29 protein-coding genes are annotated in these 25,800 nt (G+C 72.3%); 17 read left to right on the top strand and 12 right to left on the bottom strand.

The genetic code is table 11. From position 1 onward, the window contains the following. The first annotated feature begins 37 nt into the window (after positions 1 to 37). The gene (locus QZL85_RS07985; RefSeq protein WP_295575823.1) at positions 38 to 1,357 is read left to right on the top strand and encodes an MATE family efflux transporter; all 1,320 of its coding nucleotides are present in this window, start codon (positions 38 to 40) and stop codon (positions 1,355 to 1,357) included. Between the two features lie 126 nt (positions 1,358 to 1,483). Here QZL85_RS07985 and QZL85_RS07990 read toward each other — a convergent pair whose 3' ends face one another. Then, entirely contained in the window at positions 1,484 to 2,131 is a 648-nt protein-coding gene (locus tag QZL85_RS07990; protein WP_295575827.1) for a TrmH family RNA methyltransferase, read from the bottom strand. 150 nt (positions 2,132 to 2,281) lie between these two features. Between QZL85_RS07990 and QZL85_RS07995 the strand changes: the two genes are divergently transcribed. Both QZL85_RS07995 and QZL85_RS08000 read left to right on the top strand, forming a co-directional pair. Then, positions 2,282 to 3,553, top strand: a complete 1,272-nt coding sequence (locus QZL85_RS07995) for an Nramp family divalent metal transporter (protein WP_295575830.1) — start codon at positions 2,282 to 2,284, stop codon at positions 3,551 to 3,553. 8 nt (positions 3,554 to 3,561) lie between these two features. Continuing rightward, on the top strand, positions 3,562 to 4,200 hold the full coding sequence (locus tag QZL85_RS08000) for a metal-dependent transcriptional regulator (protein ID WP_295575832.1): 639 nt from the start codon (positions 3,562 to 3,564) through the stop codon (positions 4,198 to 4,200). A gap of 3 nt (positions 4,201 to 4,203) precedes the next feature. Here the strand turns inward: QZL85_RS08000 and QZL85_RS08005 are convergent, their stop codons facing one another. Further along, positions 4,204 to 5,157, bottom strand: coding sequence for an SDR family NAD(P)-dependent oxidoreductase (locus QZL85_RS08005; RefSeq protein WP_295575835.1), 954 nt, complete (start codon positions 5,155 to 5,157; stop codon positions 4,204 to 4,206). Positions 5,158 to 5,198: 41 nt separating this feature from the next. Here QZL85_RS08005 and QZL85_RS08010 point away from each other — a divergent pair, with 41 nt between their 5' ends. Both QZL85_RS08010 and QZL85_RS08015 read left to right on the top strand, forming a co-directional pair. Continuing rightward, a complete protein-coding gene (locus QZL85_RS08010) occupies positions 5,199 to 6,008 on the top strand; it encodes an HAD-IIA family hydrolase (protein ID WP_295575837.1) in 810 nt (269 codons plus the stop codon). 106 nt (positions 6,009 to 6,114) lie between these two features. Next, a complete protein-coding gene (locus QZL85_RS08015; RefSeq protein ID WP_295575839.1) occupies positions 6,115 to 6,294 on the top strand; it encodes a hypothetical protein in 180 nt (59 codons plus the stop codon). 18 nt (positions 6,295 to 6,312) lie between these two features. Here QZL85_RS08015 and pyrE read toward each other — a convergent pair whose 3' ends face one another. Beyond that, entirely contained in the window at positions 6,313 to 6,891 is a 579-nt protein-coding gene (gene pyrE / locus QZL85_RS08020) for an orotate phosphoribosyltransferase (RefSeq protein ID WP_295575841.1), read from the bottom strand. Between the two features lie 175 nt (positions 6,892 to 7,066). On the opposite strand from pyrE, the gene QZL85_RS08025 reads away from it, so the two are divergent. Further along, positions 7,067 to 8,608: a Re/Si-specific NAD(P)(+) transhydrogenase subunit alpha gene (locus QZL85_RS08025; RefSeq protein WP_295575844.1), complete on the top strand. Its 1,542-nt coding sequence runs from the start codon at positions 7,067 to 7,069 to the stop codon at positions 8,606 to 8,608. Then, positions 8,605 to 10,005 (top strand): Re/Si-specific NAD(P)(+) transhydrogenase subunit beta, encoded by a 1,401-nt coding sequence (gene pntB / locus QZL85_RS08030; RefSeq protein ID WP_295575847.1) that lies wholly within the window; start codon positions 8,605 to 8,607, stop codon positions 10,003 to 10,005. The genes QZL85_RS08025 and pntB overlap by 4 nt, the downstream gene beginning before the upstream one ends. A gap of 30 nt (positions 10,006 to 10,035) precedes the next feature. On the opposite strand, the gene QZL85_RS08035 is transcribed toward pntB, so the two are convergent. Then, complete coding sequence (locus tag QZL85_RS08035; protein ID WP_295575850.1) at positions 10,036 to 10,830, bottom strand: trypsin-like serine protease; 795 nt, start codon at positions 10,828 to 10,830, stop codon at positions 10,036 to 10,038. A gap of 102 nt (positions 10,831 to 10,932) precedes the next feature. On the opposite strand from QZL85_RS08035, the gene QZL85_RS08040 reads away from it, so the two are divergent. Continuing rightward, a complete protein-coding gene (locus QZL85_RS08040; RefSeq protein WP_295575853.1) occupies positions 10,933 to 11,778 on the top strand; it encodes an exodeoxyribonuclease III in 846 nt (281 codons plus the stop codon). Positions 11,779 to 11,791: 13 nt separating this feature from the next. Here QZL85_RS08040 and QZL85_RS08045 read toward each other — a convergent pair whose 3' ends face one another. From QZL85_RS08045 to QZL85_RS08055, 3 genes are read right to left on the bottom strand one after another with little or no spacing between them, the layout of a single operon-like run. Further along, positions 11,792 to 12,424 (bottom strand): dihydrofolate reductase family protein, encoded by a 633-nt coding sequence (locus QZL85_RS08045; RefSeq protein WP_295575856.1) that lies wholly within the window; start codon positions 12,422 to 12,424, stop codon positions 11,792 to 11,794. Next, entirely contained in the window at positions 12,421 to 13,107 is a 687-nt protein-coding gene (locus QZL85_RS08050; protein ID WP_295575859.1) for a helix-turn-helix domain-containing protein, read from the bottom strand. The genes QZL85_RS08045 and QZL85_RS08050 overlap by 4 nt, the downstream gene beginning before the upstream one ends. Beyond that, complete coding sequence (locus tag QZL85_RS08055) at positions 13,107 to 13,544, bottom strand: VOC family protein (protein ID WP_295575862.1); 438 nt, start codon at positions 13,542 to 13,544, stop codon at positions 13,107 to 13,109. The genes QZL85_RS08050 and QZL85_RS08055 overlap by 1 nt, the downstream gene beginning before the upstream one ends. Positions 13,545 to 13,695: 151 nt before the next feature. Between QZL85_RS08055 and QZL85_RS08060 the strand changes: the two genes are divergently transcribed. Together QZL85_RS08060 and QZL85_RS08065 are read left to right on the top strand one after the other, a co-directional pair. Continuing rightward, positions 13,696 to 14,940 (top strand): sensor histidine kinase, encoded by a 1,245-nt coding sequence (locus QZL85_RS08060; protein WP_295575865.1) that lies wholly within the window; start codon positions 13,696 to 13,698, stop codon positions 14,938 to 14,940. Further along, complete coding sequence (locus QZL85_RS08065) at positions 14,937 to 15,587, top strand: response regulator transcription factor (protein WP_295575868.1); 651 nt, start codon at positions 14,937 to 14,939, stop codon at positions 15,585 to 15,587. The genes QZL85_RS08060 and QZL85_RS08065 overlap by 4 nt, the downstream gene beginning before the upstream one ends. 77 nt (positions 15,588 to 15,664) lie before the next feature. On the opposite strand, the gene QZL85_RS08070 is transcribed toward QZL85_RS08065, so the two are convergent. Continuing rightward, the gene (locus QZL85_RS08070) at positions 15,665 to 16,234 is read right to left on the bottom strand and encodes an NADPH-dependent FMN reductase (protein WP_295575870.1); all 570 of its coding nucleotides are present in this window, start codon (positions 16,232 to 16,234) and stop codon (positions 15,665 to 15,667) included. Positions 16,235 to 16,420: 186 nt separating this feature from the next. Here QZL85_RS08070 and QZL85_RS08075 point away from each other — a divergent pair, with 186 nt between their 5' ends. After that, on the top strand, positions 16,421 to 17,305 hold the full coding sequence (locus tag QZL85_RS08075; protein WP_295575872.1) for an ABC transporter ATP-binding protein: 885 nt from the start codon (positions 16,421 to 16,423) through the stop codon (positions 17,303 to 17,305). Then, positions 17,302 to 18,399, top strand: coding sequence for an ABC transporter permease (locus QZL85_RS08080; RefSeq protein WP_295575875.1), 1,098 nt, complete (start codon positions 17,302 to 17,304; stop codon positions 18,397 to 18,399). Before QZL85_RS08075 ends, QZL85_RS08080 begins: the two co-directional genes overlap by 4 nt. 5 nt (positions 18,400 to 18,404) lie before the next feature. Here QZL85_RS08080 and QZL85_RS08085 read toward each other — a convergent pair whose 3' ends face one another. Then, a complete protein-coding gene (locus tag QZL85_RS08085; protein WP_295575878.1) occupies positions 18,405 to 18,791 on the bottom strand; it encodes a VOC family protein in 387 nt (128 codons plus the stop codon). A 67-nt stretch (positions 18,792 to 18,858) separates the two neighbouring features. Continuing rightward, positions 18,859 to 19,326, bottom strand: a complete 468-nt coding sequence (gene rraA / locus QZL85_RS08090; RefSeq protein WP_295575879.1) for a ribonuclease E activity regulator RraA — start codon at positions 19,324 to 19,326, stop codon at positions 18,859 to 18,861. 124 nt (positions 19,327 to 19,450) lie between these two features. Here rraA and QZL85_RS08095 point away from each other — a divergent pair, with 124 nt between their 5' ends. Then, a complete protein-coding gene (locus QZL85_RS08095; protein ID WP_295575882.1) occupies positions 19,451 to 20,029 on the top strand; it encodes a nitroreductase family protein in 579 nt (192 codons plus the stop codon). Positions 20,030 to 20,050: 21 nt separating this feature from the next. Here QZL85_RS08095 and QZL85_RS08100 read toward each other — a convergent pair whose 3' ends face one another. After that, complete coding sequence (locus QZL85_RS08100; RefSeq protein ID WP_295575884.1) at positions 20,051 to 20,569, bottom strand: transcriptional regulator; 519 nt, start codon at positions 20,567 to 20,569, stop codon at positions 20,051 to 20,053. A 58-nt stretch (positions 20,570 to 20,627) separates the two neighbouring features. Between QZL85_RS08100 and QZL85_RS08105 the strand changes: the two genes are divergently transcribed. The 4 genes from QZL85_RS08105 to QZL85_RS08120 all read left to right on the top strand — a co-directional run bounded on the left by QZL85_RS08105 (position 20,628) and on the right by QZL85_RS08120 (position 24,934). Then, complete coding sequence (locus tag QZL85_RS08105) at positions 20,628 to 21,899, top strand: MFS transporter (RefSeq protein ID WP_295575886.1); 1,272 nt, start codon at positions 20,628 to 20,630, stop codon at positions 21,897 to 21,899. A 95-nt stretch (positions 21,900 to 21,994) separates the two neighbouring features. After that, on the top strand, positions 21,995 to 23,116 hold the full coding sequence (locus tag QZL85_RS08110) for a type III polyketide synthase (protein ID WP_295575889.1): 1,122 nt from the start codon (positions 21,995 to 21,997) through the stop codon (positions 23,114 to 23,116). Next, positions 23,113 to 23,811 carry a methyltransferase domain-containing protein gene (locus QZL85_RS08115; protein WP_295575892.1) on the top strand — a complete coding sequence of 233 codons (699 nt, stop codon included), beginning with the start codon at positions 23,113 to 23,115 and terminating at the stop codon, positions 23,809 to 23,811. The genes QZL85_RS08110 and QZL85_RS08115 overlap by 4 nt, the downstream gene beginning before the upstream one ends. Continuing rightward, the gene (locus tag QZL85_RS08120; RefSeq protein WP_295575895.1) at positions 23,804 to 24,934 is read left to right on the top strand and encodes an NAD(P)/FAD-dependent oxidoreductase; all 1,131 of its coding nucleotides are present in this window, start codon (positions 23,804 to 23,806) and stop codon (positions 24,932 to 24,934) included. Before QZL85_RS08115 ends, QZL85_RS08120 begins: the two co-directional genes overlap by 8 nt. A gap of 19 nt (positions 24,935 to 24,953) precedes the next feature. On the opposite strand, the gene QZL85_RS08125 is transcribed toward QZL85_RS08120, so the two are convergent. After that, positions 24,954 to 25,787, bottom strand: coding sequence for a UbiA family prenyltransferase (locus QZL85_RS08125; RefSeq protein ID WP_295575896.1), 834 nt, complete (start codon positions 25,785 to 25,787; stop codon positions 24,954 to 24,956). Between the last annotated feature and the right edge of the window lie 13 nt (positions 25,788 to 25,800).

Raw genomic sequence — 25,800 nt, forward strand, 5'->3', positions numbered from 1 at the left:
CGCCCCCGCCGCGCCGCGCCGCCCCTAGGCTCGACGCATGGCGGCGCAGACCCTGAACCGGGAGATCCTGCGCCTCGCCGTGCCCGCCCTGGGCGCCCTCGTCGCGGAGCCGCTGTTCCTCATCGTCGACGCCGCGCTCGTCGGCCACCTCGGCGTCGTCCCCCTCGCAGGGCTCGGCATCGCGTCGGCCGTGCTGCAGACGGTCGTGGGGCTCATGGTGTTCCTGGCCTACTCGACGACCCCCGCCGTCGCGCGCCGCTTCGGCGCGGGCGATGCCGCGAGCGCGGTCGGCGCGGGAATCGACGGCCTCTGGCTCGCGCTCGGCCTCGGCGGGGTGCTCGCGGTCGTCGGATCGCTGGCCACCCCGGCGCTCGTCGGCGCGTTCGGTGCGACGCCGGAGGTCGCCGAGCAGGCGGAGATCTACCTGCGCCTGTCGATGTGGGGTCTGCCGGCCATGCTCATCGTCTTCGCCGCCACGGGGCTCCTTCGCGGCATGCAGGACACCGTGACGCCGCTGTGGATCGCGGGGTTCGGCTTCGGCGCCAACGCCCTGCTGAACTGGCTCTTCATCTACGGGTTCGGCTGGGGGATCGCCGGCTCCGCGGCCGGCACCGTTGCGGCGCAGTGGGGCATGGTCGGGGCGTACGTCCTCGTCGTGGGCCGCCTCGCGCGCCGGCACGCGGCATCCGTCCTCCCCCGCCGGGAGGGGGTGCGCGGGTCGGCGCGCTCGGGCGGGTGGCTGTTCCTGCGCACCGTGTCCCTGCGGCTTGCGCTGCTCGTGACGGTCGGCGTCGCGACGGCCCTCGGCACGGAGGAGCTCGCCGGCTGGCAGGTCGCGTTCACGATGTTCTCCACGGCCGCGTTCGCCCTGGACGCGCTCGCGATCGCCGCGCAGGCCCTCATCGGCCGCGGCCTCGGCGCGGGCGACGAGTCGTTCGTGCGCCGCGTGCTCGGCCGCACGGTCGCGTGGGGCGCGTGGTTCGGCGTCATCGTGGGCGGTGTCATCGCGGCCCTGTCCGGGGTCATCGGGCTCGTGTTCACGGGGGATGCTGCCATCGCCGGCCTGATCCAGCCCGCCCTGCTCGTGCTCGCGGTGGCGCAGCCGGTGTGCGGTGTCGTGTTCGTGCTCGACGGCGTGCTCATGGGGGCGGGAGATGCGAAGTACCTCGCCGTCGCCGGCGTCCTGAACCTCGTGCCGTACCTGCCCGCGCTCGTCGTGCTGTGGATGCTGCAGCCGACCGGCGCCGCGGGTCTCGCGTGGCTCGCCGTCTGCTTCTTCGGCGTCTACATGCTCGCGCGCCTCGCGACGCTGGGCTGGCGCGTCCGGCGCCCCGAGTGGGTGACCGCCGGCGCGTGACGGCATCCGGCATCCGGCTTCCGGCATCCGGCTGAGAAACCACATCCGACATGAGAAATCACGCCGGGACATGTTTCTCACGCGGATTCTGGTTTCTCAGCGTCGCGAGCCGCGCAGCCGTGCGGGCTACGCCCAGCGGCGGCACCACTCGTACATGACCACGGCGGCGGCGGCCGAGGCGTTGACGGAGCGCGTCGAGCCGTACTGCGTGATCTCGACGACCGAGCCCGCGGCGGCGAGCGCCTCGGGCGAAAGGCCCGGGCCCTCCTGACCGAAGAGCAGGACGCAGCGCTCCGGCACCTCCGCCTTGTCTACCGGCACCGACCCGTCGACATTGTCGACCGCGACGACCGGGATGCCGGCATCCTCGGCCCACGCGGTGAAGGCGGCGACGTCCTCGTGGTGGCGCACGTGCTGGTACCGGTCGGTGACCATCGCGCCGCGCCGGTTCCAGCGCCGCCTGCCGATGATGTGCACCTCGGCGGCCCCGAACGCGTTCGCGCTGCGCACGATCGAGCCGATGTTCATGTCGTGCTGCCAGTTCTCGATGGCCACATGGAACGGATGCCGGCGGGCGTCGAGGTCGGCGACGATGGCCTCCATCGTCCAGTACCGATACCGGTCGACGACATTGCGGCGATCGCCGGATGCCAGGAGCTCCCGGTCGTAGCGCGACTCGTCCGGCCAGGCGTCCGGGCCGCCCGGCCACGGCCCCACGCCCACGGGCAGCTGCGGCTCCGCCTCGACGTGCTGCGGGCCGGGTGCGTCATCCACCGGGCCAGGTTACCCGGCGCCGTGAACCACAACTCCGCCGCGACAGTGCGCCGACGTGGTGTCCAGGGCCGACGGACGCATCTGGGCGGAGTTGTTGCAGCAGCGCCAGATTTTTCGGCACACCGAAAAATCCTGCGGTAGGGTTCCGGTATGTCCAAGACAGCGACGTCCCCCGGACGGGTGAGCGCGCCCGCCCCGCGCCGGCCGGGGCGCCGCGCCGCCTGGCTGCTCGGACCCGCGCTCGTCGCCGGTGTCGCGTACCTCGACCCGGGCAACGTCGCGAGCAACATGACGGCCGGCGCCCGCTACGGGTACCTGCTCGTCTGGGTCGTCGTCATCGGCAACGTCATGGCATGGCTCATCCAGTACCTGTCCGCGAAGCTCGGCATCGTGACGGGCCGGAGCCTGCCCGAGGCCCTGGGGGACCGCTTCCGCACGACGGTCGCACGACGGGCCTACTGGCTGCAGGCCGAGCTCGTCGCGATGGCCACCGACGTGGCCGAGGTGATCGGCGGCGCCGTCGCCCTGTGGCTCCTCTTCGGCGTCCCGCTGCTGTGGGGCGGCGTCATCACAGGCGCCGTGTCGATCGTGCTGCTGCTCATCCAGTCGCGTCGTGGCGCGCGGAGCTTCGAGTTCGTGATCATCGGCCTCGTCCTGATCATCGCCCTGGGCTTCACCTACGGCGTGTTCCTCGCGCCACCCGACCCCGCCGGGGTCGTGGCCGGTCTCGTCCCGCGCTTCGAGGGCTCGGACTCCGTCCTCCTGGCGGCCTCGATCCTCGGTGCGACGATCATGCCGCACGCCATCTACGCGCACAGCGCGCTGGCCCGCGACCGTTTCCGTCCCACCGGCCTGCCCCTCGAAGACGACACCCCTCGCCTCCTCCGCGCGACCAAGTGGGATGTCACGATCGCCATGGCGATCGCCGGCACCGTCAACCTCTGCATCCTGCTGCTGGCCGCGGCGAGCCTCGCCGGCGTCCCGGGCACCGACAGCCTCGAAGGTGCGCACGCCGCGCTGGAGGCGGGCATCGGGCCGGTCGTCGCGACGCTGTTCGCCGTCGGGCTCCTCGCCAGCGGGCTCGCGAGCACGGCGGTCGGCGCCTACGCGGGGGCCGAGATCATGCACGGCCTGCTCCGCGTCCGGGTGCCGCTCCTCGCGCGGCGCCTCGTGACCCTCATCCCCGCGCTCATCATCCTCGCGGCGGGTGTCGACCCGACCTTCGCGCTCATCATCAGCCAGGTCGTGCTGTCCTTCGGCATCCCGTTCGCCCTCATCCCGCTCGTCGCGCTGACGGCGCGACGCGACGTGCTCGGCGTCCACCGGAACCGCCTCATCACGACGATCGCCGGCATCCTGGCCTCCGTCTTCCTCATCGCGCTCAACGCGGTGCTCCTGTGGCTGGTCTTCACGGGCGGATAGCCTGGAGCGTGCCCTCCGCCGCGATCGACGACTACCTGAAGACGATCTACCACCACACCGAGTGGCAGAGCGCCGACATCACGCCGTCCCAGCTGGCCGCCGAACTCGGGCTCGCTCCGTCGACGGTGACCGAGATGGTGCAGAAGCTCGCCGGCCAGGGTCTCGTGTCGCACCGCCCCTACGGCCCCATCGCGCTGACGCAGACCGGGCGCGACCGGGCCGCGGCGATCATCCGACGGCACCGCCTCATCGAGACGTGGCTGGTCCGCGAGTTCGGGTACGCGTGGGACGAGGTCCACGAGGAGGCCGAGGTCCTCGAGCACACGATCAGCGACCGGCTCCTCGAGGGCATCGACGCCCGTCTGGAGCACCCGCGCTTCGATCCGCACGGCGACGCGATCCCGGATGCCGACGGCGTGGTGCACCGGGAGCCCTTCGTCCTGCTGGGCGAGGCCGGCATCGGGCACACCGGGCGCGTGCTGCGGGTCGCCGACCGCGATCCGGCCCTGCTCCGCGCGCTCGACGCCGCCGGGATCGACGTGGGACACACTCTCGTCGTGACCGAACGGGACGCCGTGCGCATCGACGGCGGGGGCAGCGTCGCCCTACCGGACGGCGCCGCCCAGGCGGTCTGGCTCAGCGCCTGACGCTCAGCGCCGCTTCGACTTGCGGAGCTTGTCGAAGGGCCACGGGATCCGCGTCGCGTGCTCGCAGTAGTTCCAGAGCCGCGCGGCGATGTCGAGGTCGCGCGTGATCTTGGGCGCGACGGCCGCGCGGGGGGTCCCGCGCGTGCGGCCGGCCGGCCCCCAGTATTCGCCGCCCTCGATCTCGGAGTCGACGAGCGCCCGCACGAGCGACCACGCACCGCTCTCCTTGGACTGCGCGAACGCCGCCTGGAGGTTGTCGGCGAACCGCTTGCCGCGGCTCGGCTCGTTGACGCCGACGATGCCGCGCGTGCGGCCGCTGATCGCGTAGCCGGGGTGGGCGACGACGCTCGTGACGGGGATGCCGGCGGCCCGCAGCCGCCGATCGGCCTCGAACCCCAGTGCGGTGGTCGCGACCTTGGACTGCACGTACGCGCGCCACGCTGTGTAGCCGTTGTCGAGCTCCGGATCGATCGGGTCGTACTGCCACATCGCCGTCGACAGCGACCCCACCCACACCATCCGCCCGTGGGCCGTCGCGAGCGCGGGCAGCAGCTCGCCGGCGAGTGCGTAGTGCCCGAGCACATTGGTCGCGAACACGAGCTCGCGACCGTCCCGGGTCGTCTCGCGCTCGGCCGGCGGATGCACGATCCCGGCGTTCAGCAGCAGCCCGTCCAGTCCCGTCCGTCCGCGCGCCGTCGCCGCCGCGGCGCGGATCGAGCCGAGGTTCGTCGTGTCGAGCACCATGGTCTCCACCGCCGCATCGGGCACCTGCCGCAGCACGGCCGCGCGCGCCGCGACGAGGCGATTCGGGTTCCGGCCCGTCATGATGACGCGGGCGCCCGCACCGGCGAGCTGCAGCGACGAGAAGAAGCCGAGCCCGGCGGTGGACCCCGTCACCAGATACCGCCGCCCGGTGAGGTCGGGAAGGCTCTCTGGGTCCCACGAGGCGCGCGTCACCCGTCGAGACTATGGCGGATCGTCCCGGCTAGGCTGGCCCCATGCGGACACGCGCCGATATCGAGTGCTGGCTCACCGACATGGACGGGGTCCTCGTCCATGAGAGCCGGCCGATCCCCGGCGCGGCCGAGCTCCTGGCCCAGTGGCGCGACGCCGGAACGCCCTTCCTGGTCCTCACGAACAACCCGTTCTACACGCCGCGGGATCTGAGCGCACGGCTGGCGCTCTCCGGCCTCGACGTGCCGGAGGACCGCCTCTGGACCTCGGCCCTCGCGACGGCGGACTTCCTCAAGTCCCAGCTCCCCGGGGGCACCGCCTTCGTCATCGGCGAGGCGGGCCTCACGACGGCGCTGCACGAGGCGGGCTACGTCATGACCGAGACGAACCCCGACTACGTCGTCATCGGCGAGACGCGTCGCTACTCGTTCGACGCGATCACGCAGGCGATCCGCTTCATCAACGCGGGCGCCCGCTTCATCATCACGAACCCGGATGCCACCGGCCCGACGCCGTCGGGCGTCGTGCCGGCGACGGGGTCGTTCGCGGCGCTCATCACGCACGCGACCGGCAAGGCGCCGTACGTGGTCGGCAAGCCGAACCCGATGATGTTCCGCTCCGCCATGAACCGCATCGGTGCGCACTCGGAGAACACCGGCATGATCGGCGACCGGATGGACACGGACGTCGTGGCGGGCATCGAGGCGGGCCTGCACACCGTGCTGGTCATGACGGGCATCTCCGACCGCGCCGAGGTCGAGCGCTACCCGTTCCGCCCGGACGAGATCCTCGACTCCGTGGCCGACCTCGTCGACGCGCAGCCCGCCGAGTCCGACCTGCCGGAGCTCCTGTGAACGAGGTCGAGCAGAACCTGCTCTTCGCCGCGAGCGCCGTCATCCTCGTCGGGACGCTCGTGGTCTTCATCGTGCAGTACGTCCGTCGCGACCGCGGGGACCGCTGATGGCGGTCTTCCTCGCCCTCTCCGGGCTCGCCGTGCTCCTCGTCGCGCTCGTGCTCTTCCTGCGCGGCCGGAAGGACGCCCCGCAGGGGACGCCGCTGCCGAACGGCCGGGCGCTCGTGCTGCTGACGCTCCTGGGCCTCATGCTCGCGCTCGCCTCGCAGCTGCCGATCTTCGCCTGACGGCGCGACACGCGTCGACTACTGCGGCTGCAGTCCCAGGTCGTCCAAGTCGATCGCGGCGAGCCACTGCAGACCCGCGGCCTCGACGGCGGCCTGAGCGCCGGTCTTCCGGTCGACGATGACGGCGACGGCGACGGGCTCGGCGCCCTCGCGGCGCAGCGCCTCGACGGCCTTCAGCGCCGACTGGCCCGTGGTCGACGTGTCCTCCACGACGACGACGCGCTTGCCGACGATGTCGGCGCCCTCGACCTGCCGGCCACGGCCGTGGTCCTTCGGCTCCTTGCGGACGACGAACGCATCGAGCGGATGGTCGGTGCGCGCGGCCTCGTGCAGGACCGCGTTCGCGATGGGGTCGGCGCCGAGGGTGAGGCCGCCGACGGCGACGACGCCGTCGACATCGCGGATGAGGTCGAGCATGATCCGCCCGATCGCCGGGGCCGCCCGGTGGTCGAGGGTGAGCCGGCGCATGTCCACGTAGTACGACGCCTTCTTGCCGCTGGAGAGCGTGAAGTCGCCGTGGAACACGGCCTCGTCCTGGATGAGGGAGATGAGGCGCCGGCGGTCGGCTTCGAGCTCGGGCGTGGAGGCGACGGTCATGCCTCCGAGTCTACGGAGGAGCCGCGCGGGGATGACGCCGCGGACGGAACCGTTGTTTTTGCCGGGAAATGTCCCGAGCGCGGGGGTGCGGCATCCCTAGAGTCGGGAGTCGGTCCACTATTGCCGTGACGCGCCTCCCGACGGGCGCCGCCGGCACCGAACTCAGGAGCTCCCCATGACGCAGATCGGCATCGTCGCCGAGCGACCCGGCGAGCGCCGCGTCGCCGCTTCCCCGCTCACCGTCGGTCGGATCCTGGCCCTGGGGTATGACGTGGTCGTCGAAGCGGATGCCGGCGCCGCCTCGTCCTTCCCGGACGGTGCCTACGTCGCGGCGGGCGCGCGCATCGCCCCCCGCGCCACGGCCTGGTCGGCTCCCGTCGTGTTGAAGGTCAACGCCCCCGAGCCCGACGAGATCGCGCTGCTCAGTCCCGGCGCGACGATCGTGGGCCTGCTGGCGCCCGCGTTCCGGCCGGAGCTGCTGACCGCCCTCGCAGCGCAGGGCGTCACGGCCCTCGCGATGGACGCCGTGCCGCGCATCTCCCGCGCGCAGTCGATGGACGTCCTGAGCTCGATGGCGAACATCTCCGGCTACCGCGCCGTCGTCGAGGCCGCGCACGAGTTCGGCCGGTTCTTCACCGGTCAGGTGACGGCGGCCGGCAAGGTCCCGCCCGCCAAGGTGCTCATCGCGGGGGCCGGCGTCGCGGGCCTCGCCGCGATCGGCGCGGCATCGAGCCTGGGCGCGATCGTCCGCGCCACCGACCCCCGCCCGGAGGTCGCCGACCAGGTCCGCTCGATCGGCGGGGAGTATCTCGCGGTGGAGGTGGCCGAGCAGATGGTCTCCGCCGACGGCTACGCCAAGGCCACGAGCGCCGCGTACGACCGGCGCGCAGCGGAGATCTACTCCGAGCAGGCCGCCGACGTCGACATCATCATCACGACCGCCCTCATCCCGGGCCGCGCCGCCCCGCGGCTCATCACGGCAGCGGACGTCGCGGCCATGCGGCCGGGCAGCGTCATCGTCGACATGGCCGCCGCGCAGGGCGGCAACGTCGAGGGCTCGGTCGCCGGCGAGCGCATCGTGACACCGGGCGGCGTCGTGATCCTCGGCTACACCGACCTCGCCGGACGGCTCCCCCAGCAGGCCTCGCAGCTGTACGGGACGAACCTGCTGAACCTCCTGAAGCTGCTGACGCCGGGCAAGGACGGGCAGCTGACGATCGACGACGACGACATCGTGCAGCGTTCGGTGACCGTCGTGAAGGACGGCGCCGTCACGTGGCCGCCCCCGCCCGTGCAGGTCTCGGCGACGTCGGCGGCGACCCCCGCCGAGGCGCCGCCGGCGGTGCGGCAGGCCGCGCCCGTCAGCCCCGTGCTGAAGGGCGTGCTGACGACCCTCGGCATCGCGGCGCTCTTCCTCGTGGCAGCCGTCGCGCCCGCCCCGCTGCCGCAGCACTTCACCGTGCTCGTCCTGTCGGTCGTGGTCGGGTTCTACGTCATCGGCAAGGTGGCGCACGCGCTGCACACACCGCTCATGAGCGTGACGAACGCGATCTCCGGCATCATCATCGTCGGCGCCATGCTGCAGATCACCGTGGACGACCCGATCGTGCAGGCCCTCGCGGCCGTCGCGGTGCTGCTCGCGAGCATCAACATCTTCGGCGGGTTCGCCGTCACGCGGCGCATGCTCGCGATGTTCCAGAAGGGGGCCGGTCGATGACCGCCGAATCCGTCGCGACCGGTGCGTACCTCGTCGCCGCGCTGCTGTTCATCCTGAGCCTCGCCGGTCTCAGCAAGCACGACACCGCCCGTCGGGGCGTCGTGTTCGGCATCATCGGCATGGCGATCGCGCTCGTCGCGACGTTCTGGCTCGCCGCCACGGCCGGCTGGGGATCGCCCGCGGCGATGACCGGACTCGTCGTCCTCCTCGTCGCGATGATCGTCGGCGGGGCCATCGGCCTGTGGCGCGCGCGCGTCGTCGCCATGACCGGGATGCCGGAGCTCATCGCCCTTCTGCACTCCTTCGTCGGCCTCGCCGCGGTCCTCGTGGGCTGGAACGGGCACCTGCACGCGCCCGAGCTGGTCGGCGCGCTCCGCGACATCCACGCGGCCGAGGTCTTCATCGGCGTCTTCATCGGCGGGGTCACCTTCACCGGCTCGATCGTCGCGTTCCTGAAGCTGTCCGCGCGGATGCCGTCGCGTCCTCTCGTCCTGCCCGGCAAGAACATCCTCAACCTCGGCGCCCTCATCCTCTTCGTGGCGCTCACCGTCTGGTACGTCCTGACGCCGTCGCTCTGGCTGCTGATCGCGGTCACCGTCGTCGCGCTCGCGCTCGGCTGGCACCTCGTCGCCTCGATCGGCGGCGGCGACATGCCTGTCGTCGTCTCGATGCTCAACAGCTACTCGGGCTGGGCGGCCGCCGCGGCGGGCTTCCTGCTGAACAACGATCTGCTGATCGTCACGGGCGCCCTGGTGGGCTCCTCCGGTGCGTACCTCTCGTTCATCATGTGCAAGGCCATGAACCGCTCGTTCCTCTCCGTCATCGCGGGCGGCTTCGGCATCGAGGCGCCGCAGAGCGGCGACGCGGAGACCGGCGAGCATCGGGAGATCGACGCGGAGAGCGCCGCCGAGCTGCTGGCATCCGCCTCGTCGGTCATCATCACGCCCGGATACGGGATGGCGGTCGCCCAGGCGCAGTACCCCGTCGCGGAGCTGACGCAGCGCCTGCGCGATCGCGGGGTCGACGTCCGGTTCGGCATCCACCCGGTCGCCGGACGCCTCCCCGGGCACATGAACGTGCTGCTGGCCGAGGCGCGCGTGCCGTACGACATCGTGCTGGAGATGGACGAGGTGACCGACGACTTCGCCCGCACGTCGGTCGTGCTGGTGATCGGCGCGAACGACACCGTCAACCCGGCCGCGGCGGAGGATCCGAGCAGTCCCATCGCGGGGATGCCGGTGCTGCGCGTCTGGGAGGCCGAGCACGTCATCGTCTTCAAACGGTCGATGGCCTCCGGCTACGCGGGGGTCGCGAACCCGCTCTTCTGGCGGGAGAACACGCAGATGCTCTTCGGGGACGCGAAAGAGCGGGTCGAGGACATCCTGCGCGTCCTCTGACCCGCCCTCTCGGTCGGTTCGTGCGGTCGGTCAGTCCAGGAACGAGCCGATGAACGCGAGGTCGTCGGCGCGGTCGACGCGGTAGACGCCTCCCGTGCCGGCGCACGTGCTGTTCAGGCCGAACGAGGTGACCCCGGCGATCACGAGCGAGTCGCCGAGGAAGTTCGGTCCGCCGGAGTCGCCGGAGCAAGTGCCGCCCGTGTGCGCATTGTTCGACAGAAGGAGCGAGCCGTCGCCCGTGAACCCGGTGTTGATCTGGTTGAGCTTCGGGTAGGAGACCATGCGCAGTCGCTCGGCCTGGTCCTTCCAGGATGCGGCGTCGGGGAAGGACTTCTGCAGCCCGTAGCCGACGGCCGTGAACGTGACGTTCTTCTTGCCGCTCTTCGCGCCGAGGGTGTCGAGCAGGTTCAGCGTCGGCAGGGTGCCGTACTCCGGCAGGATGACGGGCTCGTCGAGCACGACCACCCCGACGTCGTAGAGGTAGAACGCGGCGTCGTCGTACTGCGGGTGCGTGTAGGGAGTGCCGCTCACGTCGCCCGTGGTCGGGTACGAGTTGGCTGCGGCGTCGCGGATGTCGTCGCCGAACCAGATCTCGACGTGCGTCGCCCCGTACGTGCAGTGCCCTGCCGTCAGGTAGACGGTCGGCGAGATGAGGGTGCCGCTGCAGCGCCACGCGGGGCCGTCGGCGTCGAAGGCGACCATGAGTCCCACCTGCGGGTGGTCGTCACCGTCCGGGACTCCGTCGGTGATCGCCTGGGCGGGTGACGCCATCGAGACGAGCAGCAGGGCGGCCACGGCCGCCACGGCGAAAGCGGGTCTGCGCATTTCTCCTCCTTGTTCACGGGTGGGCTGAGCATCCCACTTCGAGGCGACCACGACAAGGGGCGATCTGCTCCGACGTCGTCGGCGGTGCATAGGCTGGATGTCATGCGTCTTGCCACCTGGAACGTCAATTCGATCCGCGCCCGTGTGGGGCGGATCGTCGAGTTCGCCGTCCGCGAGGACGTCGACGTGCTCGCGATGCAGGAGATCAAGTGCAAGCCCGAGCAGTTCCCGTACGCCGAGTTCGAGGCGGCCGGGTACACCGTCGAGGCGCACGGCCTCAGCCAGTGGAACGGCGTCGCGATCGCGAGCCGGGAGCCGCTCGACGACGTCGTGACGGCGTTCCCAGGGATGCCGGGGTTCGAGAAGGGCCACAACGGCCCGGGCGCCGCACTCGAGGCGCGGGCGATGGGCGCGACGGTGGGCGGCGTGCGGGTCTGGAGTCTGTACGTCCCGAACGGCCGCTCCCTCGACGACCCGCACTACCTGTACAAGCTCGACTGGCTCGAGGCGCTGCGCGGATACACGCAGGAGACCCTCGCCGCCCAGCCCGACCTGGCGCTGGCGCTGACCGGCGACTTCAACATCGCCCCGACCGACGCCGACAACGGGGATCCCACGGTGCTCGTGGGCGCGACGACCCACGTGTCGCCGCCGGAGCGTGCCGCATTCCAGGCGCTCCTGGATGCCGGGCTGTCCGACACCGTGCGCCCCCTCGTGCCGGAGGGGTACACGTACTGGGACTACAAGCAGCTGCGCTTCCCGCGCAACCAGGGCCTGCGCATCGACTTCATCCTCGGCTCGCACGCGTTCGCGAACGCCGTGGCCGGCGCGGCGATCCACCGCAACGAGCGCAAGGGCGACGCTCCGAGCGACCACGTCCCCGTCGTCGTCGACCTCGACCTCACGGGGCCGGACGACGACGACGACGTGCCGATGATCTTCGGCTGAGTCCCGCGCGCGCTCAGGCTCCGCGGTCGTCGGCGCCCATGTCGCCTGTCGTGACCGGGCCGGCCGGGGCGTAGCGCAGGCGCACGGCGCCGGTCTCCGACCCGAACGGCGGCTCGACGAGCCGCAGGGTCGAGGGCACCGCGCCCTCCGGGAACACCTTCTTCCCTCGCCCGAGGACGAGCGGGTACACCCACAGGTTCAGCTCGTCGAAGAGGCCCGCGTCGAGCAGGCTGTGCGCGAAGTCGATGCTCCCGATGACGTGGGTCTCGTCGTACCGGTCGCGCAGCGCGGCGATCTCGGCGGAGAGGTCGGGGCCGAGGAGAGTGGATTCCGCCCAGTCCAGCGTCGGCGTGCCGCGCGACGCGACGTACTTCGGCACGCCGTTGAGGACGTCCGCGATGACTGAGGCCTGTCCCGCGTGACCCGGCCAGTACGCCGCGAAGATGTCGTACGTGCGGCGTCCGAGGAGGAGCGCGTCGATGCGCGTGATGCCTTCGACGATCTGCTCTCCGCTGGCACGATCCGCGAACGGCGCCTGCCAGCCGCCGTAGGGGAACCCGCTGCTGGGATCCTCGTCCGGACCGCCCGGCGCCTGCGCGACGCCGTCCAGGGTCATGAAGATGTCGATGACGATGCGTCCGGTCATGAGGTGCCTCCGATGTGGAAGGTCGCGGCGAACCGCTCGAGCAGAGTCTCGTCGCCCGAGACGACACGCACCACTCCTTCGTCGACCGCCTGGGCCGGCGTGAGTGCGCCGGAGATGATGTGCCGGATGCCGGGACTCGCGGCGAACACGACGTCGGCCTCGCCCTCCGGCGGTCGCCCACCGACCGGCGGCGCCGGCGGCGCGAGCTGCGCGATCCGCAGATCCTCCCGCGACACGTCGGCGCGCAGCGCGACGGCGCCCACGTGCACGTCGTATGCCGTCGGAGGCATGACCGCCGCGGCATCCGGTCGGAAGGCCGTCCGCAACGCGATCGTCAGCGAATCGGCCGTCACGACGTCGCCCGGACCGGGGTCGCCCATCGCCTCGAACCCCCACCGGCCGAGCGCGAGCACGATGGGCTCGAGCCGGCGACCGTAGTCGGTCAGCTCGTAGACGAGGCCGCAGTTCATGAGCGGCACCCGGCGGATCACCCCGCCCTCCTGCAGCTCCTTGAGTCGCGTCGAGAGGATGTTCGTCGGGATGCGCGCCAACCCCTGCTTGAGGTCGGTGTAGCGGCGCGGTCCGACGAGGAGGTCGCGGACGATGAGCAGCGACCAGCGTTCCCCGAGCAGCTCCACGGCTGTCGTGACCCCGCAGTACTGGCCGTAGCTCCGGGATGCCACTACTGCTGCGCCTGCTCCGCGAGGTAGGCGTCCGGTCCCTGCTCCGCGGCCTTGGGGTCCATGTAGACGAACTCGAGCACGTTGCCGTCCGGATCCTCCAGGTCGCGGGAGTACATGAAGCCGTAGTCCTGCGCGGGACGCGGCTCGACGCCGCCCGCGGCGAGCCCGGCGGCGAGCACGGCGTCGACCTCGTCCCGCGACGGGCGACTCAGGGCGGTGAGCACCTGCGCGGTCGTCCGCGGGTCGGCCACGTCCTTGTCGGTGAACGTCGCGAAGAACTCGCGCGTGAGCACCATGAAGTAGATGTTCTCCGCCCACACGACGCACGCGGCGTTCTCGTCGGTGAAGAGCGGGTTCAGCTCGCAGCCGAGGGCCGTGTAGAACGCCTTGCTGCGCTCGAGATCGGTGGTCGGCAGGTTGACGAAGATGTCGGTCATCGCGTCCTCCAGTGGTGAGGCCCCGGCGTCCGTGCCGGGGATCGAACTCACACTTGCAAATAACAAGCTTGCTTGTCAAGAGCAAGCGTGGAGGGGTGATCTCCGCCGCGCGACGGATGCCCCGGTCCTGTCTCCGCCCTACGTTGGAGGGATGACGTCCCCGCCCCGCCGACCCCGCCCCCGCCCGCTCTCCGGCGACCTGTGGCTCGCCGGACTCCTGCTGGTCGCGGCCATCCTCAGCACGGGCCTCGGCCAGGTCGCCGGCGTCTACGGCGAGGACGGGCCCCCGCTCGGCTGGGGTGTCGTCTACGCGCTGGGCCTCACGGCTCCGTTGGCGCTGCGCCGTCGGCATCCGGAACTCGTCCTCGTCGCGATCGCGATCGCGTTCTTCGTCGGCGTCTCGTTCCGCATTCCGGAGGTCTACGTCGGCAACATCGCCCTGTTCATCGCGATGTACACGGTCGGCGCGTGGGCGGAGGATCGGCGCCGTGCGACCGCGGTGCGCGTGCTCGTCATCGTGGGCATGTTCGTCTGGCTCATCGTCACGACCTTCCAGTCAGCGGTCGGCGACTCCGACGACGGCCTGTCGCGGGCCGGGCTCTTCTCGCCGTTCGCGGCGTTCATCCTCATGCAGTTCCTCGTCAACGCCGCCTTCTTCGGCGGCGCCTACTTCTTCGGCGAGCGCGCCCACGCGCAGCGGCTGGCGCGCGCCGCACTGGAGGAGCGGACGGCGGACCTCGAGCGGGAGCGGGAGCTCACCGCCGCGCAGGCCGTGGCTCTCGACCGCGTGCGCATCGCCCGCGAGCTGCACGACGTCGTCGCGCACCACGTGTCGGCCATGGGGGTGCAGGCCGGTGCGGCGCGCGCCGTGCTCGACCGCGACCCGGCCGCCGCACGCGGCGCGCTCGGGGCGATCGAGTCGTCGGCGCGGGACGCGCTGGACGAGCTGCGCCAGCTGCTCGAGACGCTGCGCACCCCCGACGCCGACGGACCCGGCGCGTCCACGCTGCGGTTGGACGCGCTCGGCGACCTCGTCGACCACGCCCGCGAGAACGGTCTGCCGACGACCCTGACCGTCGTGGGCGACCCCGTCGAGGCGTCCGAGCTCGTGCAGGTGAACCTCTATCGGATCGCGCAGGAAGCGCTCACGAATGCACGCCGCCACGGCGGACCGGATGCCGTCGCGGACGTCCGGCTGCGCTACGCCGATGCGGCCATCGAGCTGGAAGTGGCCAACAGCGGGCGCGTCATGGCGAGCGGGCGCCCGGGCCTGGGCCTGGTGGGCATGCGGGAGCGCGCCGCCGCCTCGGGGGGCACCTTCGAGGCCGGACCACGCGCTCGGGGCGGCTTCGTGGTGCGGGCGCGGGTTCCCGCCGTCGCGGCGGTGCCGGCGTGATCCGCGTGCTGCTCGTCGACGACCACGCCGTGATGCGTGCGGGGTTCCGGATGATCCTCGAGGCCGCCGGCGACGTCGTGATCGTGGGCGAAGCCGCGGACGGCGCGGCCGCCGTGACGGCGGCATCCGCTCTGCATCCCGACGTGATCTGCATGGACGTGCAGATGCCCGGTGTCGACGGCCTCGAAGCCACGCGACGGATCGTGGCCGATCCGGGCAACGACGCGGCGGTCGTCGTCGTCACGACCTTCGATCGCGACGACTACCTCTTCCAGGCGCTCGACGCGGGGGCGAGCGGGTTCCTGCTGAAGAACGCGGGGCCGGAGGAGCTCACGGCGGCGGTCCGGGTCGCCGCGGCCGGCGACGCGCTGCTCGCGCCCGCCGTGACGCGCCGGGTCATCGAGCGCTTCGCGCGTCAGCGGGTCGATGCGCCAGCGCCGGCACCCGAGCCCGCCGTCGATCTGACCGAGCGGGAGCAGGAGGTGCTGCGCCTCGTGGCGCAGGCCCTCAGCAACGCCGAGATCGGCGAGCGGCTGTTCATCGGCGAGGCCACCGTGAAGACGCACGTGTCGAACGTCCTGCAGAAGCTCGGGGTCCGCGATCGTGTGGCCGCCGTCGTGTGGGCGCACCGGCGCGGCCTCGCCTGAGCCGACCACCCGTCCGCCCCGGCGGACGCGACGACGCCCCCCGCCACAGCGGCAGGGGGCGTCGGAGGAGTCGTGGGTCAGGCCGCGACGGCGACCGGGGCGTAGCGCTCGATGAGGGCGCGGAACGCGTCGAGGTACGCCACGAGGAACGCGGCGGTCTCATCGTTCGTGACCTCGCCGTTCTCGGTGAACAGGCCCGGAAGGGACTGCACGTAGCCCTCGGGCTGGCCGAGCGTCGGCGCGTTGAAGTGGCTGAGGATCGCCTTCAGGTGCTGCTGCGCGGCGGCGGTGGCGATGCCGCCGCCGGAGGTGCCGATGACCGCGGTGGGCTTGCCGTTGAAGGAGGCCTGTCCGTAGGGGCGCGCGGACCAGTCCAGCGCGTTCTTCAGCACGCCGGGGATCGAGCGGCTGTACTCCGGGGTCACGATGATGACGCCGTCGACGCCGTCGATCGCATCCTTGAAGTCACGCGCGGCCTGCGGGAAGTCGGCCTCGAGGTCCACGGAGTAGAACGGCAGGTCGGCGATCGGGATCTCGACGAGCGTCGTCCCCTCGGGAGCGAGCCGCTCGAGAGCCTTCGCGAGGCGGCGGTTGATCGAGGTCGACGAGAGGCTGCCGACAATGTAGCCGATGGTCCGGTCGGTCATGGTGTGATTCCTCCAGGGGATGCGATGGCGCGGCGGATCGCGCCGGTGACACTGGCCCCAACGGCTCGCCGTCGATGCCTATTCCCGCGCATGGATCCTGAAGGGGGAGCCGGGATCCCCCGCAGGGGGGAGGCGCGGCGCGCGCCGGATCCGTAGCGTCGGAGACACGATGATGGAGGAGGAACGATGCTCGAACTGAGCGGGATCACGAAGAGCTACGGTGCGCGCCGCGTGCTCGACGACGTCGGGTTCGCCGTGACCGAGGGCCGCCTGACGGGCTTCGTCGGCGGCAACGGCGCCGGCAAGACCACGACGATGCGGATCATCCTCGGCGTCCTCGCCCGCGACGGGGGCACCGTGACCCTCGACGGCAGCCCCGTGACGGCCGTCGACCGGCGCCGGTTCGGCTACATGCCGGAGGAGCGCGGGCTGTACCCGAAGATGCGGGTCCTCGAGCACATCGTCTACCTGGCCCGGCTGCACGGGTTCACGAAGACGGATGCCACGACGCGCGGCACGGCCCTGCTCGAGGAGCTGGGGCTCGGCGAGCGCCTCGGCGACAACGTCGAGACCCTGTCGCTCGGCAACCAGCAGCGCGCGCAGATCGCCGCCGCGCTCGTGCACGACCCGCAGGTGCTGATCCTCGACGAGCCGTTCTCCGGCCTCGACCCCCTCGCGGTCGACGTCGTGGCGGCGGTGCTCCAGGCCCGCGCGGCGGCGGGCGCCGCCGTGCTGTTCTCCTCGCACCAGCTCGACGTCGTCGAGCGCCTGTGCGATGACCTCGTCATCATCGCGGGCGGCACGATCCGCGCCGCCGGGAGCCGCGACGAGCTCCGCGCGCAGCACGCCCTGCGCCGGTTCGAGCTGATCTCCGGCGGCGACGCCGGCTGGCTGCGCGCGGAGCCGGGCGTCGAGGTGCTGGAGTTCGACGGCGGCTATGCCGTGTTCGACGCCGACAGCGACGAGACGGCGCAGCGGGTCCTCCGCCGGGCCGTCGAGTCCGGCGACGTCGCGAGCTTCTCCCCCCGGCATCCCTCCCTCGCCCAGATCTTCAAGGAGGTCATCCAGTGAGCACCCCCACCGTCGCCCCCTCGTTCGCGCAGAGCGTCTGGCTCGTCACCGAGCGCGAGGTCGGCTCGAAGCTGCGCAGCAAGGCGTTCGTCATCTCGACCGCGATCCTCTTCGCCATCGCCCTGGCGGGGGTGCTGTGGGGCGGGTTCGCCGCACAGACCGAGACCCGCATCCCCGTCGCGGTCACCTCCGAGACGGCATCGGCCCTCGCCGGCGCGGAGGATGTCGTCGAGCTCACCGAGGTCGCGACCGCCGACGCCGCGCGCGACCTGGTCCGCTCGGGCGACGTCGACGCGGCGCTCATCCCCGGCGGCGCCGAGCCGTTCGGGTACACGATCGTCGCCGACGAGTCGGCACCCTCGGCCCTCCAGTCGCTCCTGAACGTGACGCCCGAGGTCGAGCTGCTCACGACCGGCGGCACGGACGAGTTCCTCCGCTACATCGTGTCGCTCGGCTTCGGCCTGATCTTCTTCATGGCCGCCCTCACGTTCGGCTCGACCATCGCGCAGAGCGTCGTCGAGGAGAAGCAGACCCGCGTCGTCGAACTGCTCATCTCCGCCATCCCCACCCGGGCGCTGCTGGCCGGCAAGGTCATCGGCAACACGGTCCTCGCGATGGGCCAGGTGATCGGGCTCGCCGCGATCACGATCGTCGGGCTGACCGTCACGGGGCAGAGCGCGCTGCTCAGCGGCCTCGGCGCACCGCTCGTCTGGTTCGCGGTGTTCTTCCTCTTCGGCTTCATCCTGCTCGCGTCGCTCTTCGCGGCGGCCGCGGCGATGGTGTCGCGTCAGGAGGACATCGGGTCGACCACGACGCCGCTCACCTTCCTCGTGATGGCGCCGTACTTCCTCGTGATCTTCTTCAACGACAACCCCGTCGTCCTGACGGTGATGTCGTACGTGCCGTTCTCCGCGCCCGTCGGGATGCCGGTGCGGATCTTCCTCGGCGAGGCGCAGTGGTGGGAGCCGCTGCTCTCCCTGGCGATCCTGCTCGCGACGTGCGTCGCGGCGATCCTCGTCGGCGCGAAGATCTACGAGAACTCGCTGCTGCGGATGGGCGCCCGCGTCTCGCTCGCGGAGGCCCTGAAGGCCTGAGCCGTCTACCCGGCGTCCACGAGCACGGAGAGGACGTTGCCCGCGGGATCGCGGAACCACGCGATGTCGGGGCCGCCGTTCCCGCGGGCGATGCCGCGCTCGTCGGTCCCGAAGTCGGGGTCGTGGTAGAGCTTCGTCGCGACGCCCTGCGCGTTCAGCTCGTCCACGGCGGCGTCGATGTCGTCGACGAGGAGGTTCAGGATCGTGAAGCTCGCCGGCACATGGTCGTCCTTCGGATAGGCGATCACGCGCCAGCCGCCCGGCATCGTGATCTCGAGGATCCCCATCGCGTTGGTCTGGACCGGGAGCCCCAGCACGTCACGGTAGAACGCCTCGGCGGCGGCGATGTCGTCCACCGAGAATCCGGCGAACGACGCGGCGGAACGGATCATGATGCTCCTCGGGGTCGGGCGGGCGTCGTGGCCAGTATCGACCGCCCCGCGCCGCGACGGAAGGCCTTCAGCGCTCCACGAGGATGCCGTCGGCATCTGCCCACACGTGGGCCCCGGGGCGGAAGGAGACGCCGGCGATCGTCACGGTCACATCCACCTCGCCGTGACCGTCCTTCGCGCTCTTGCGCGGATTCGAGCCGAGTGCCTTGACGCCGAGCGGCAGGGTCGCCAGGGCGGCGCGGTCGCGGACGGCGCCGTGCACGATGACCCCGGCCCACCCGTTCTCGACGGCGGAGGCGGCGATGAGGTCGCCGACGAGCGCCGATTCGAGCGAGCCCCCGCCGTCGACGACGAGCACCGCACCGCCGCCGGGTGTCGCCAGCGTCGCCTTGACGAGCGCGTTGTCCCGGTGGCAGCGCACGGTGCGGACGACACCGTCGAACGCCACCCGCCCGCCGAGGTCGTGCAGCTGAAGGGAGAGGGAGTCGAGCGTCTCCCCCCGTTCGTCGAAGAGGTCGGCCGTCGCGGTCGTCATGGACCCACGCTATTGCCCACCCGGCTCCGGCACCGGGAACAAATCCGAGGTGCATACGCTTGAATCGAAGTGAACCGGGCCGACGGCGTCCCTCTCCCCCGCAGCAGCACCATCAGGAGACGACGTGAACCTCACCCTCGACCGCACGGCATCCACCGACGCCCCCATCCTGGACGTCCTCGCGGAGCGCTGGAGCACCCGCATCTTCGACCCGGTCGCGCCCCTCGACGAGGCGGCGCTCGCGAGCGCCCTCGAGGCGGCGCGCTGGGCGCCCTCCGCCAACAACACGCAGCCGTGGCGCTTCATCGTCGCGCGTCGCGGCACCGAGGCGCACGCGGCCGTCGTCGCCACGCTGGTGGGGTTCAACCAGAGCTGGGCCACGGACGCCGCCGCCCTCGTGGTCTTCGCGGCGACGACCGAGGTCGACGGCCGGCCGCAGCACTTCGCGACGTATGACACCGGCCAGGCCGCCGCCCACTTCACGGTGCAGGCGCACGCCTCCGGCCTCCACACCCACCAGATGGGCGGCTTCGACCGCGCCGCGATCGCCGCGGCCTTCGGCCTCGGCGCGGACATCACGCCGCTCACCGTCATGGCCGTCGGCGCCCTGGGCGATGTCGCGGGCGCCCCCGAGCCGCTCCGCGAGCGCGAGCTCGCCCCGCGTACGCGCCGCAGCATCGCGGACTCGCTCGTCGGCGCGTAAGCGCCGGTTCCCACGCGGCCGCTAGACGGTCGGCGGGTTCCGATCGGGATGCAGGACGGTCACGAGCGAGTACGACTCCCCGCCCGCATCCGGCCCTCGGTCCTTGAACTCCTGCAGCAGTCCGTACAGCCGCTGGTGCAGCTCGTCGAGGTTCTCGGGGTTCAGCCGAAGGCCCAGCCAGCTCGTCTCCACGAGCTGCGGGTCGACGTCCTGCAGCTGCTGCCGCATGGTCTCCAGCAGGACAACGGAGAAGTTCGGCCCGTGCGGCGCGTGCCACGACCGCCCCGTCGCACGGTACGGCACCTCGCGCGCGCCGCGGGTTCCGGTGCGCTCCGCGTCGGCGGCGAGCAGTCCGGTGTCGACGAGGGTCCGCACGTGGTGGAGCATCGTGCCCGGGTTGACATCCAGCAGCTCCGCGAGCTCCTTGTTGGTGCGCGCGTCGAACGCGCAGAGGCGCAGCACACGCAGCCGCAGGGGCGAGCTGAGCGCTCGCGCGAGAGCGACGGCCGCCTTGTCGGAGCCGTTCGGGTCCTCGGTCATGACCCGAGCGTAGCGTTGCGATTGACAAAACCCAACTAGTCGCTCCAGACTGATCGACATGTCCCAACCAGTCGAGTCGCCGACGCTGACGTCCGACCGATCGCTGTGGCGCGACCGCAACTTCCTCACGATGTGGAGCGGACAGGCGCTGAGCCAGTTCGGCGCGCAGATCACCGAGCTCGCACTGCCCGTCCTCGCCGTCCTCCTCCTCCAGGCGACGGAGTTCGACGTCGGGCTTCTGGGAGCCGCGGGAACGGCGGCGTTCCTGCTCGTGGGGCTTCCCGCCGGCGCGTGGATCGACCGACTCCGCAAGCGGCACGTCATGGTGGCCGCCGACCTCGTCCGTGCCGTCGCGCTCGCGGCGCTGCCCCTGCTGTGGTGGGCGGGCGTGCTCGAGATCTGGCACATGGTCCTCGTCGCGCTCGTCATGGGCGTCGCCACCGTCTTCTTCGATGTGTCCTACCAGAGCGTCGTCCCGTCGCTGGTGCCCGCGAACCACATCGCCGAGGCCAACGGCAAGCTCGAGTCCACCGCCCAGCTCGCCGGCATCGCGGGCCCCGCCGCCGGCGGCTGGCTCATCGGGGTGATCACGGCGCCCTTCGCGGTCCTCGTCACCGCCGCGACCTATCTCCTCTCGGCCGGGGCGCTGCTGCGCACCCGCGACACCGAGCGGGTCGCCGAGCGGCACGAGCACGATCCGCTCGTCAGCTCGATCCGGGAGGGTCTGCGCTGGGTGTTCCACAACGTGCACCTGCGCCGCATCGTCGGAACGACGGCGGTGTCGAACTTCTTCAGCACGATCACCTTCACGCTGCTGCCGATCTTCCTCCTGCGCACGCTCGGCCTGTCCCCCGCCCAGATGGGGGTCATCTTCGCCGTCGGCGCGGTGGGCGGATTCATCGGCGCCCTGGTCACCCCCCGGATCCTCCGCCGGCTGGGGGAAGCGCGCACCATCCCGGTCAGCGCCCTCGTCTTCTCCCTCATCGCGCTGCTCCTGCCGGTCGCGGTGATCACCCCGTCGATCGCGTTCCCGCTCCTGCTCGTGCAGAGCTTCCTCGCCACCTTCAGCGTCCTGCTGTACAACATCACGCAGGTCACCTTCCGGCAGCGCATCACGCCGCCGAGGCTCCTCGGCCGCATGAACGCCTCCATCCGATTCTGCGTGTGGGGTGTGATGCCGATCGCGGCGCTGCTGGCCGGCGGGCTGGGCACGTGGCTCGGGGTCCCGACCACGATGTGGATCGCGGCGGTGGGCGCGGTCCTGTCCGCCCTCTTCGTCGTCACCGGACCGTTCTGGCGGATGCGGGAGCTGCCGACGCCCGGCGACTGACGGGGAGGCCCGCAACCGGCCGGAGCACTGTAGACCGCCGATCACCACGGCACCACCCCCGGCCTCGCGACCTCCAGACCTGGTTAGGGTGGACCATGACCACGAGCGTCCTGTCCATCGGAACCGCGGTCCCCTCGACGCGGCTGGCGCAGGGGCAGGTGCGCGACCTCTTCGCCGCGCAGCCGGGCATCGACCGGCGCGCGCAGCGGCTCATCCACGCCGCCTTCGACGCCGCGGCGATCGAGCACCGGCATACCGTCCTGGCCGGGTTGTCGGGGCAGGAGTCCGACGACGAGAAGGCGCTGGCCGTCGTGGATGCGGCGGGCACGCTGCTGCGCCCGACCACCGGGGACCGCAACGCGGAGTTCATCCGGCGGGCGCCCGCGCTCTTCGCGGAGGCCGCGCGGTCGGCCCTGACGGCCGCCGCCGTCGCCCCGGGTCAGGTCACCCACGTCGTGACCGTCTCGTGCACGGGTCTCGTCGCGCCCGGCCCCGACTACCGGCTCGTCCGCGACCTGGGCCTCCCGACGACCGTGGAGCGGTATCACCTCGGGTTCGTGGGCTGCGCCGCGGGCCTGCCCGCACTGCGCACGGCCGCGCGCATCTGCGCCGCGCAGCCGGAGGCCGTCGTCCTCGTGGTCTGCGCGGAGCTCTGCACGCTGCACTTCCGCTCGTCCGAGGACCCGCAGCAGATCGTCGCCTCCTCCGTCTTCGCCGACGGGGCCGCGGCGGCCGTCGTGACGGCCGACACCGCGCTCCGCCGTGAGCACTGGCTCGAGCTGGAGCGGTTCGGCACGGCGCTGACCGATGAGGGGGAGAGCGACATGGTCTGGACCGTCGGCGACGCGGGCTTCGAGATGGTCCTCTCCGCCGAGGTCCCCCGGATCGTGGGCCGCGAGATCCGCGGCGCCGTCGACCGGTTCCTCGGCGACGAGGCCGTCGACGCGTGGGCGGTGCATCCGGGCGGGCGCAGCGTGCTGGACCGCGTGGAAGCCGGCCTCGAACTCGGCCCTGACGCGCTCGCCGCCTCCCGCGGCGTCCTCCGCGACTACGGGAACATGTCCAGCGCGACGATCCTGTTCATCCTTCGCCGGTTCCTCGAGGGGTCGACGGGCGATGCCGCCCCGCCCGTCCAGCGCATCGCGGCCCTCGCCTTCGGACCCGGCCTCACCGTCGAGTCGGCCCTCCTCACCCGGCGCACGGCGGAGCACGCGTGAGCCTCGCCACGCGGGATGAGACGCTCCGCGAGCTCATGGACGACCCGGACTGCGACCCGGCGCGTCTGGCCGCGACGCTGCACCGGTTCGCCGTCGTGAACCGCCTCGTCTCCGGCTGGGGCGGCGTGTACCGCTCGGTGCTCCGGCCCCACCTCGCCGGGCTCGGCCGACCGGCACGCGTGCTCGATCTCGGCTGCGGCGGCGGCGACCTCGTCGCGCGTCTCGCGGGCCTGGCCCGGGCCGACGGTCTGGCCGTCGAGTGGACCGGCGTCGACCCCGACCCGCGGGCGCACGACGTCGCGGGACGGTGGGCGGCGCCCGGCATCCGGTTCCGGGCGGTGGATGCCGCGACCCTCGTCGCGGAGGGCGAGCGGTTCGACGCGGTCGTCTCCAACCACGTCCTGCATCATCTCGGCACCGGGCTCGCGGCGTTCGCGGCGGAGTCCCGCGCGCTGTCAACGGGTCCGGTCCTGCACTCCGACATCGAGCGCGGCCGGCTCGCGTACGCGCTGTACACCGTCGGGATCACGCCGTACGCGCGGGGCACGTTCCTCCGCACCGACGGGCTGCGCTCGATCCGGCGCAGCTTCCGCACCGACGAGCTCGCTGCGGCGATCGCGGATGCACCGAGCCCGTGGCGGATCGAGCGTCCGGCGCCCTTCCGCCTGCTGGCGCGGAGCGTGGGCGATGCCTGACGTCGTCGTGGTCGGCGCCGGGCCCGTCGGGACGCTGCTGGCGGCCGAGCTCACCCGCCGCGGCGTCGACGTGGCGCTGCTCGAGCGCCGTACCGAGCGGGGCCCGGGATCGCGCGCCATCGGCCTGCACGCGCCCGTGCTCGCGGCATTGGAGGACGGCGGCGCGACCGACCGCATCCTGGAACGGGCCGTGCGCGTCCGCCGCGGCGAGGCGCGCAGCGACGGGCGGCTGCTGGGCGTCGTACGGTTCGATCGGCTGAGCGCGCGGCATCCCTTCGTCGCCACCCTCCCCCAGGCCGAGACCGAGGCGGCGCTGGCCGTCGGCGCCCCAGAGCCGCAGCGCGGCGTCGCCGTGAACGGCATCCGCACGGAGGCCGCCCTCGTCCGCGTGACGGCCGCGGGTGGGAGCGAGCTGTCGGCGCCCCTCGTCGTCGTCGCCGGCGGCGCGGGGGCGCGCGGGCTCGTGTATCGGCCGGGCGCGCTCCGGCAGACCGCGTACCCCGACCGGTACCTCATGACGGATGCGGACGTGCCGGGGCGGGCGGATGCGGAGGTCGCCGTCGTCCATCTGGCGCCGTCCGGCGTCCTCGAATCGTTCCCCCTCCCCGGTGGGCGCCGCCGGTTCGTCGCGTGGGATGGCGGCGGCGCCGATGACCCCGCCGCCCGACTCGCGCGACTGCGCGCCGCTCTGGCCGACCGCGGTGAGGCGGATGCCGTCGACGCGACCGGTTCGGCGACGGCGTTCGGCGTGCGGCGGATCGTCGCGCCGCGGCTCCGCCGCGGCCGGGTCGTCGTCATCGGCGACGCCGCGCACGAAGTCAGCCCCATCGGCGGGCAGGGGATGAACCTCGGACTGCTGGATGCCGCGACCCTCGCACCGCTGCTGGCCCTGTGGCTGCGAACGGGACGGGAACCGGAGGCCGAACTCGCGGCCTGGGAGCGGGCGCGGGTGCGCTCGGCCGGATGGGCGGCACGCCTGGCCGCGCTCAACACGGGGCTCGGCCGGCCACGGGGAGCGGTGGGTCACGTCCTCCGCGAGGCGGCGCTGCGCGCCGCGCTCGGTGCGGCCGGTCCGCTCGCGGCCCGCGGGTACGCGATGGGGTTCGACGCCGCCGCGCGCTGAGCCGGCGTCCGGAGGCGGGTCAGCGCAGCGCGCCCGGCGCGGCCACGAGCAGGGCGGCCAGCAGCAGTGCCGCGGCCATGACGAGCCGGAAGACGGTGCGGTCGGGTCGCCGGACGACCACACGCACGACCGTCGCGGCGGCGAGGGCGACCACTCCGGCGAAGAGCACCCAGGACAGCGCGCCGATCGCGCCGGCGCCGGCTGCTCCGACCAGCACCGCGCCCGCACCGGCGGTGACGGCGCCCGCCGCGAGCACGACCGCGCGGCGCGGACCGAGCCGGTGCGGCAGTCCGCGCACCCCGGTGCGGTCGTCGTCGTCCAGGTCAGGTAGGACGTTCGTGAGGTGCACGGCCGCGCCGAGAGCCGCGCCGGCGATCCACGCCCACGCCGGCGCGAGGTGCGGCGGAGCGGCGGACAGGGTCGCGAGGGACGGGAAGATCCCGAAGCTCACGAGGAACGGGACGATCGAGACCGGCGTGGACTTGAGTCCCGCGTTGTAGGACCAGGCGGCGGCCAGCGCGACGGCGTGCGCCGCCAGCATCCCCCACCCCAGCCCGGCGGACAGGACCACGGCGAGCGCGAGCGTGCCGACGGCCGCGATCCATGCCGTCCGCGCCGAGACCTCGCCTCGGACGAGCGGCTTGTCGGTGCGGCCGACCGCACGATCGCGATCACGGTCGATGACGTCGTTGGAGATCCCGACCGACAGCTGCCCGCTCAGCACGGCAGCCCCGAGCAGCACGACGCGCCAGGGGTCGACGCCGGCCGCGATCCCGAGCACCACAGCGAGCACCGTCACGACGACGGAGGGCCCGGGGTGCGTCGACCCCCACAGGGCGCGGAGCGTGGTCACTGCTCGATGCTCT

Source organism: uncultured Microbacterium sp., from assembly GCF_900078385.1.
Taxonomy (GTDB): domain Bacteria; phylum Actinomycetota; class Actinomycetes; order Actinomycetales; family Microbacteriaceae; genus Microbacterium.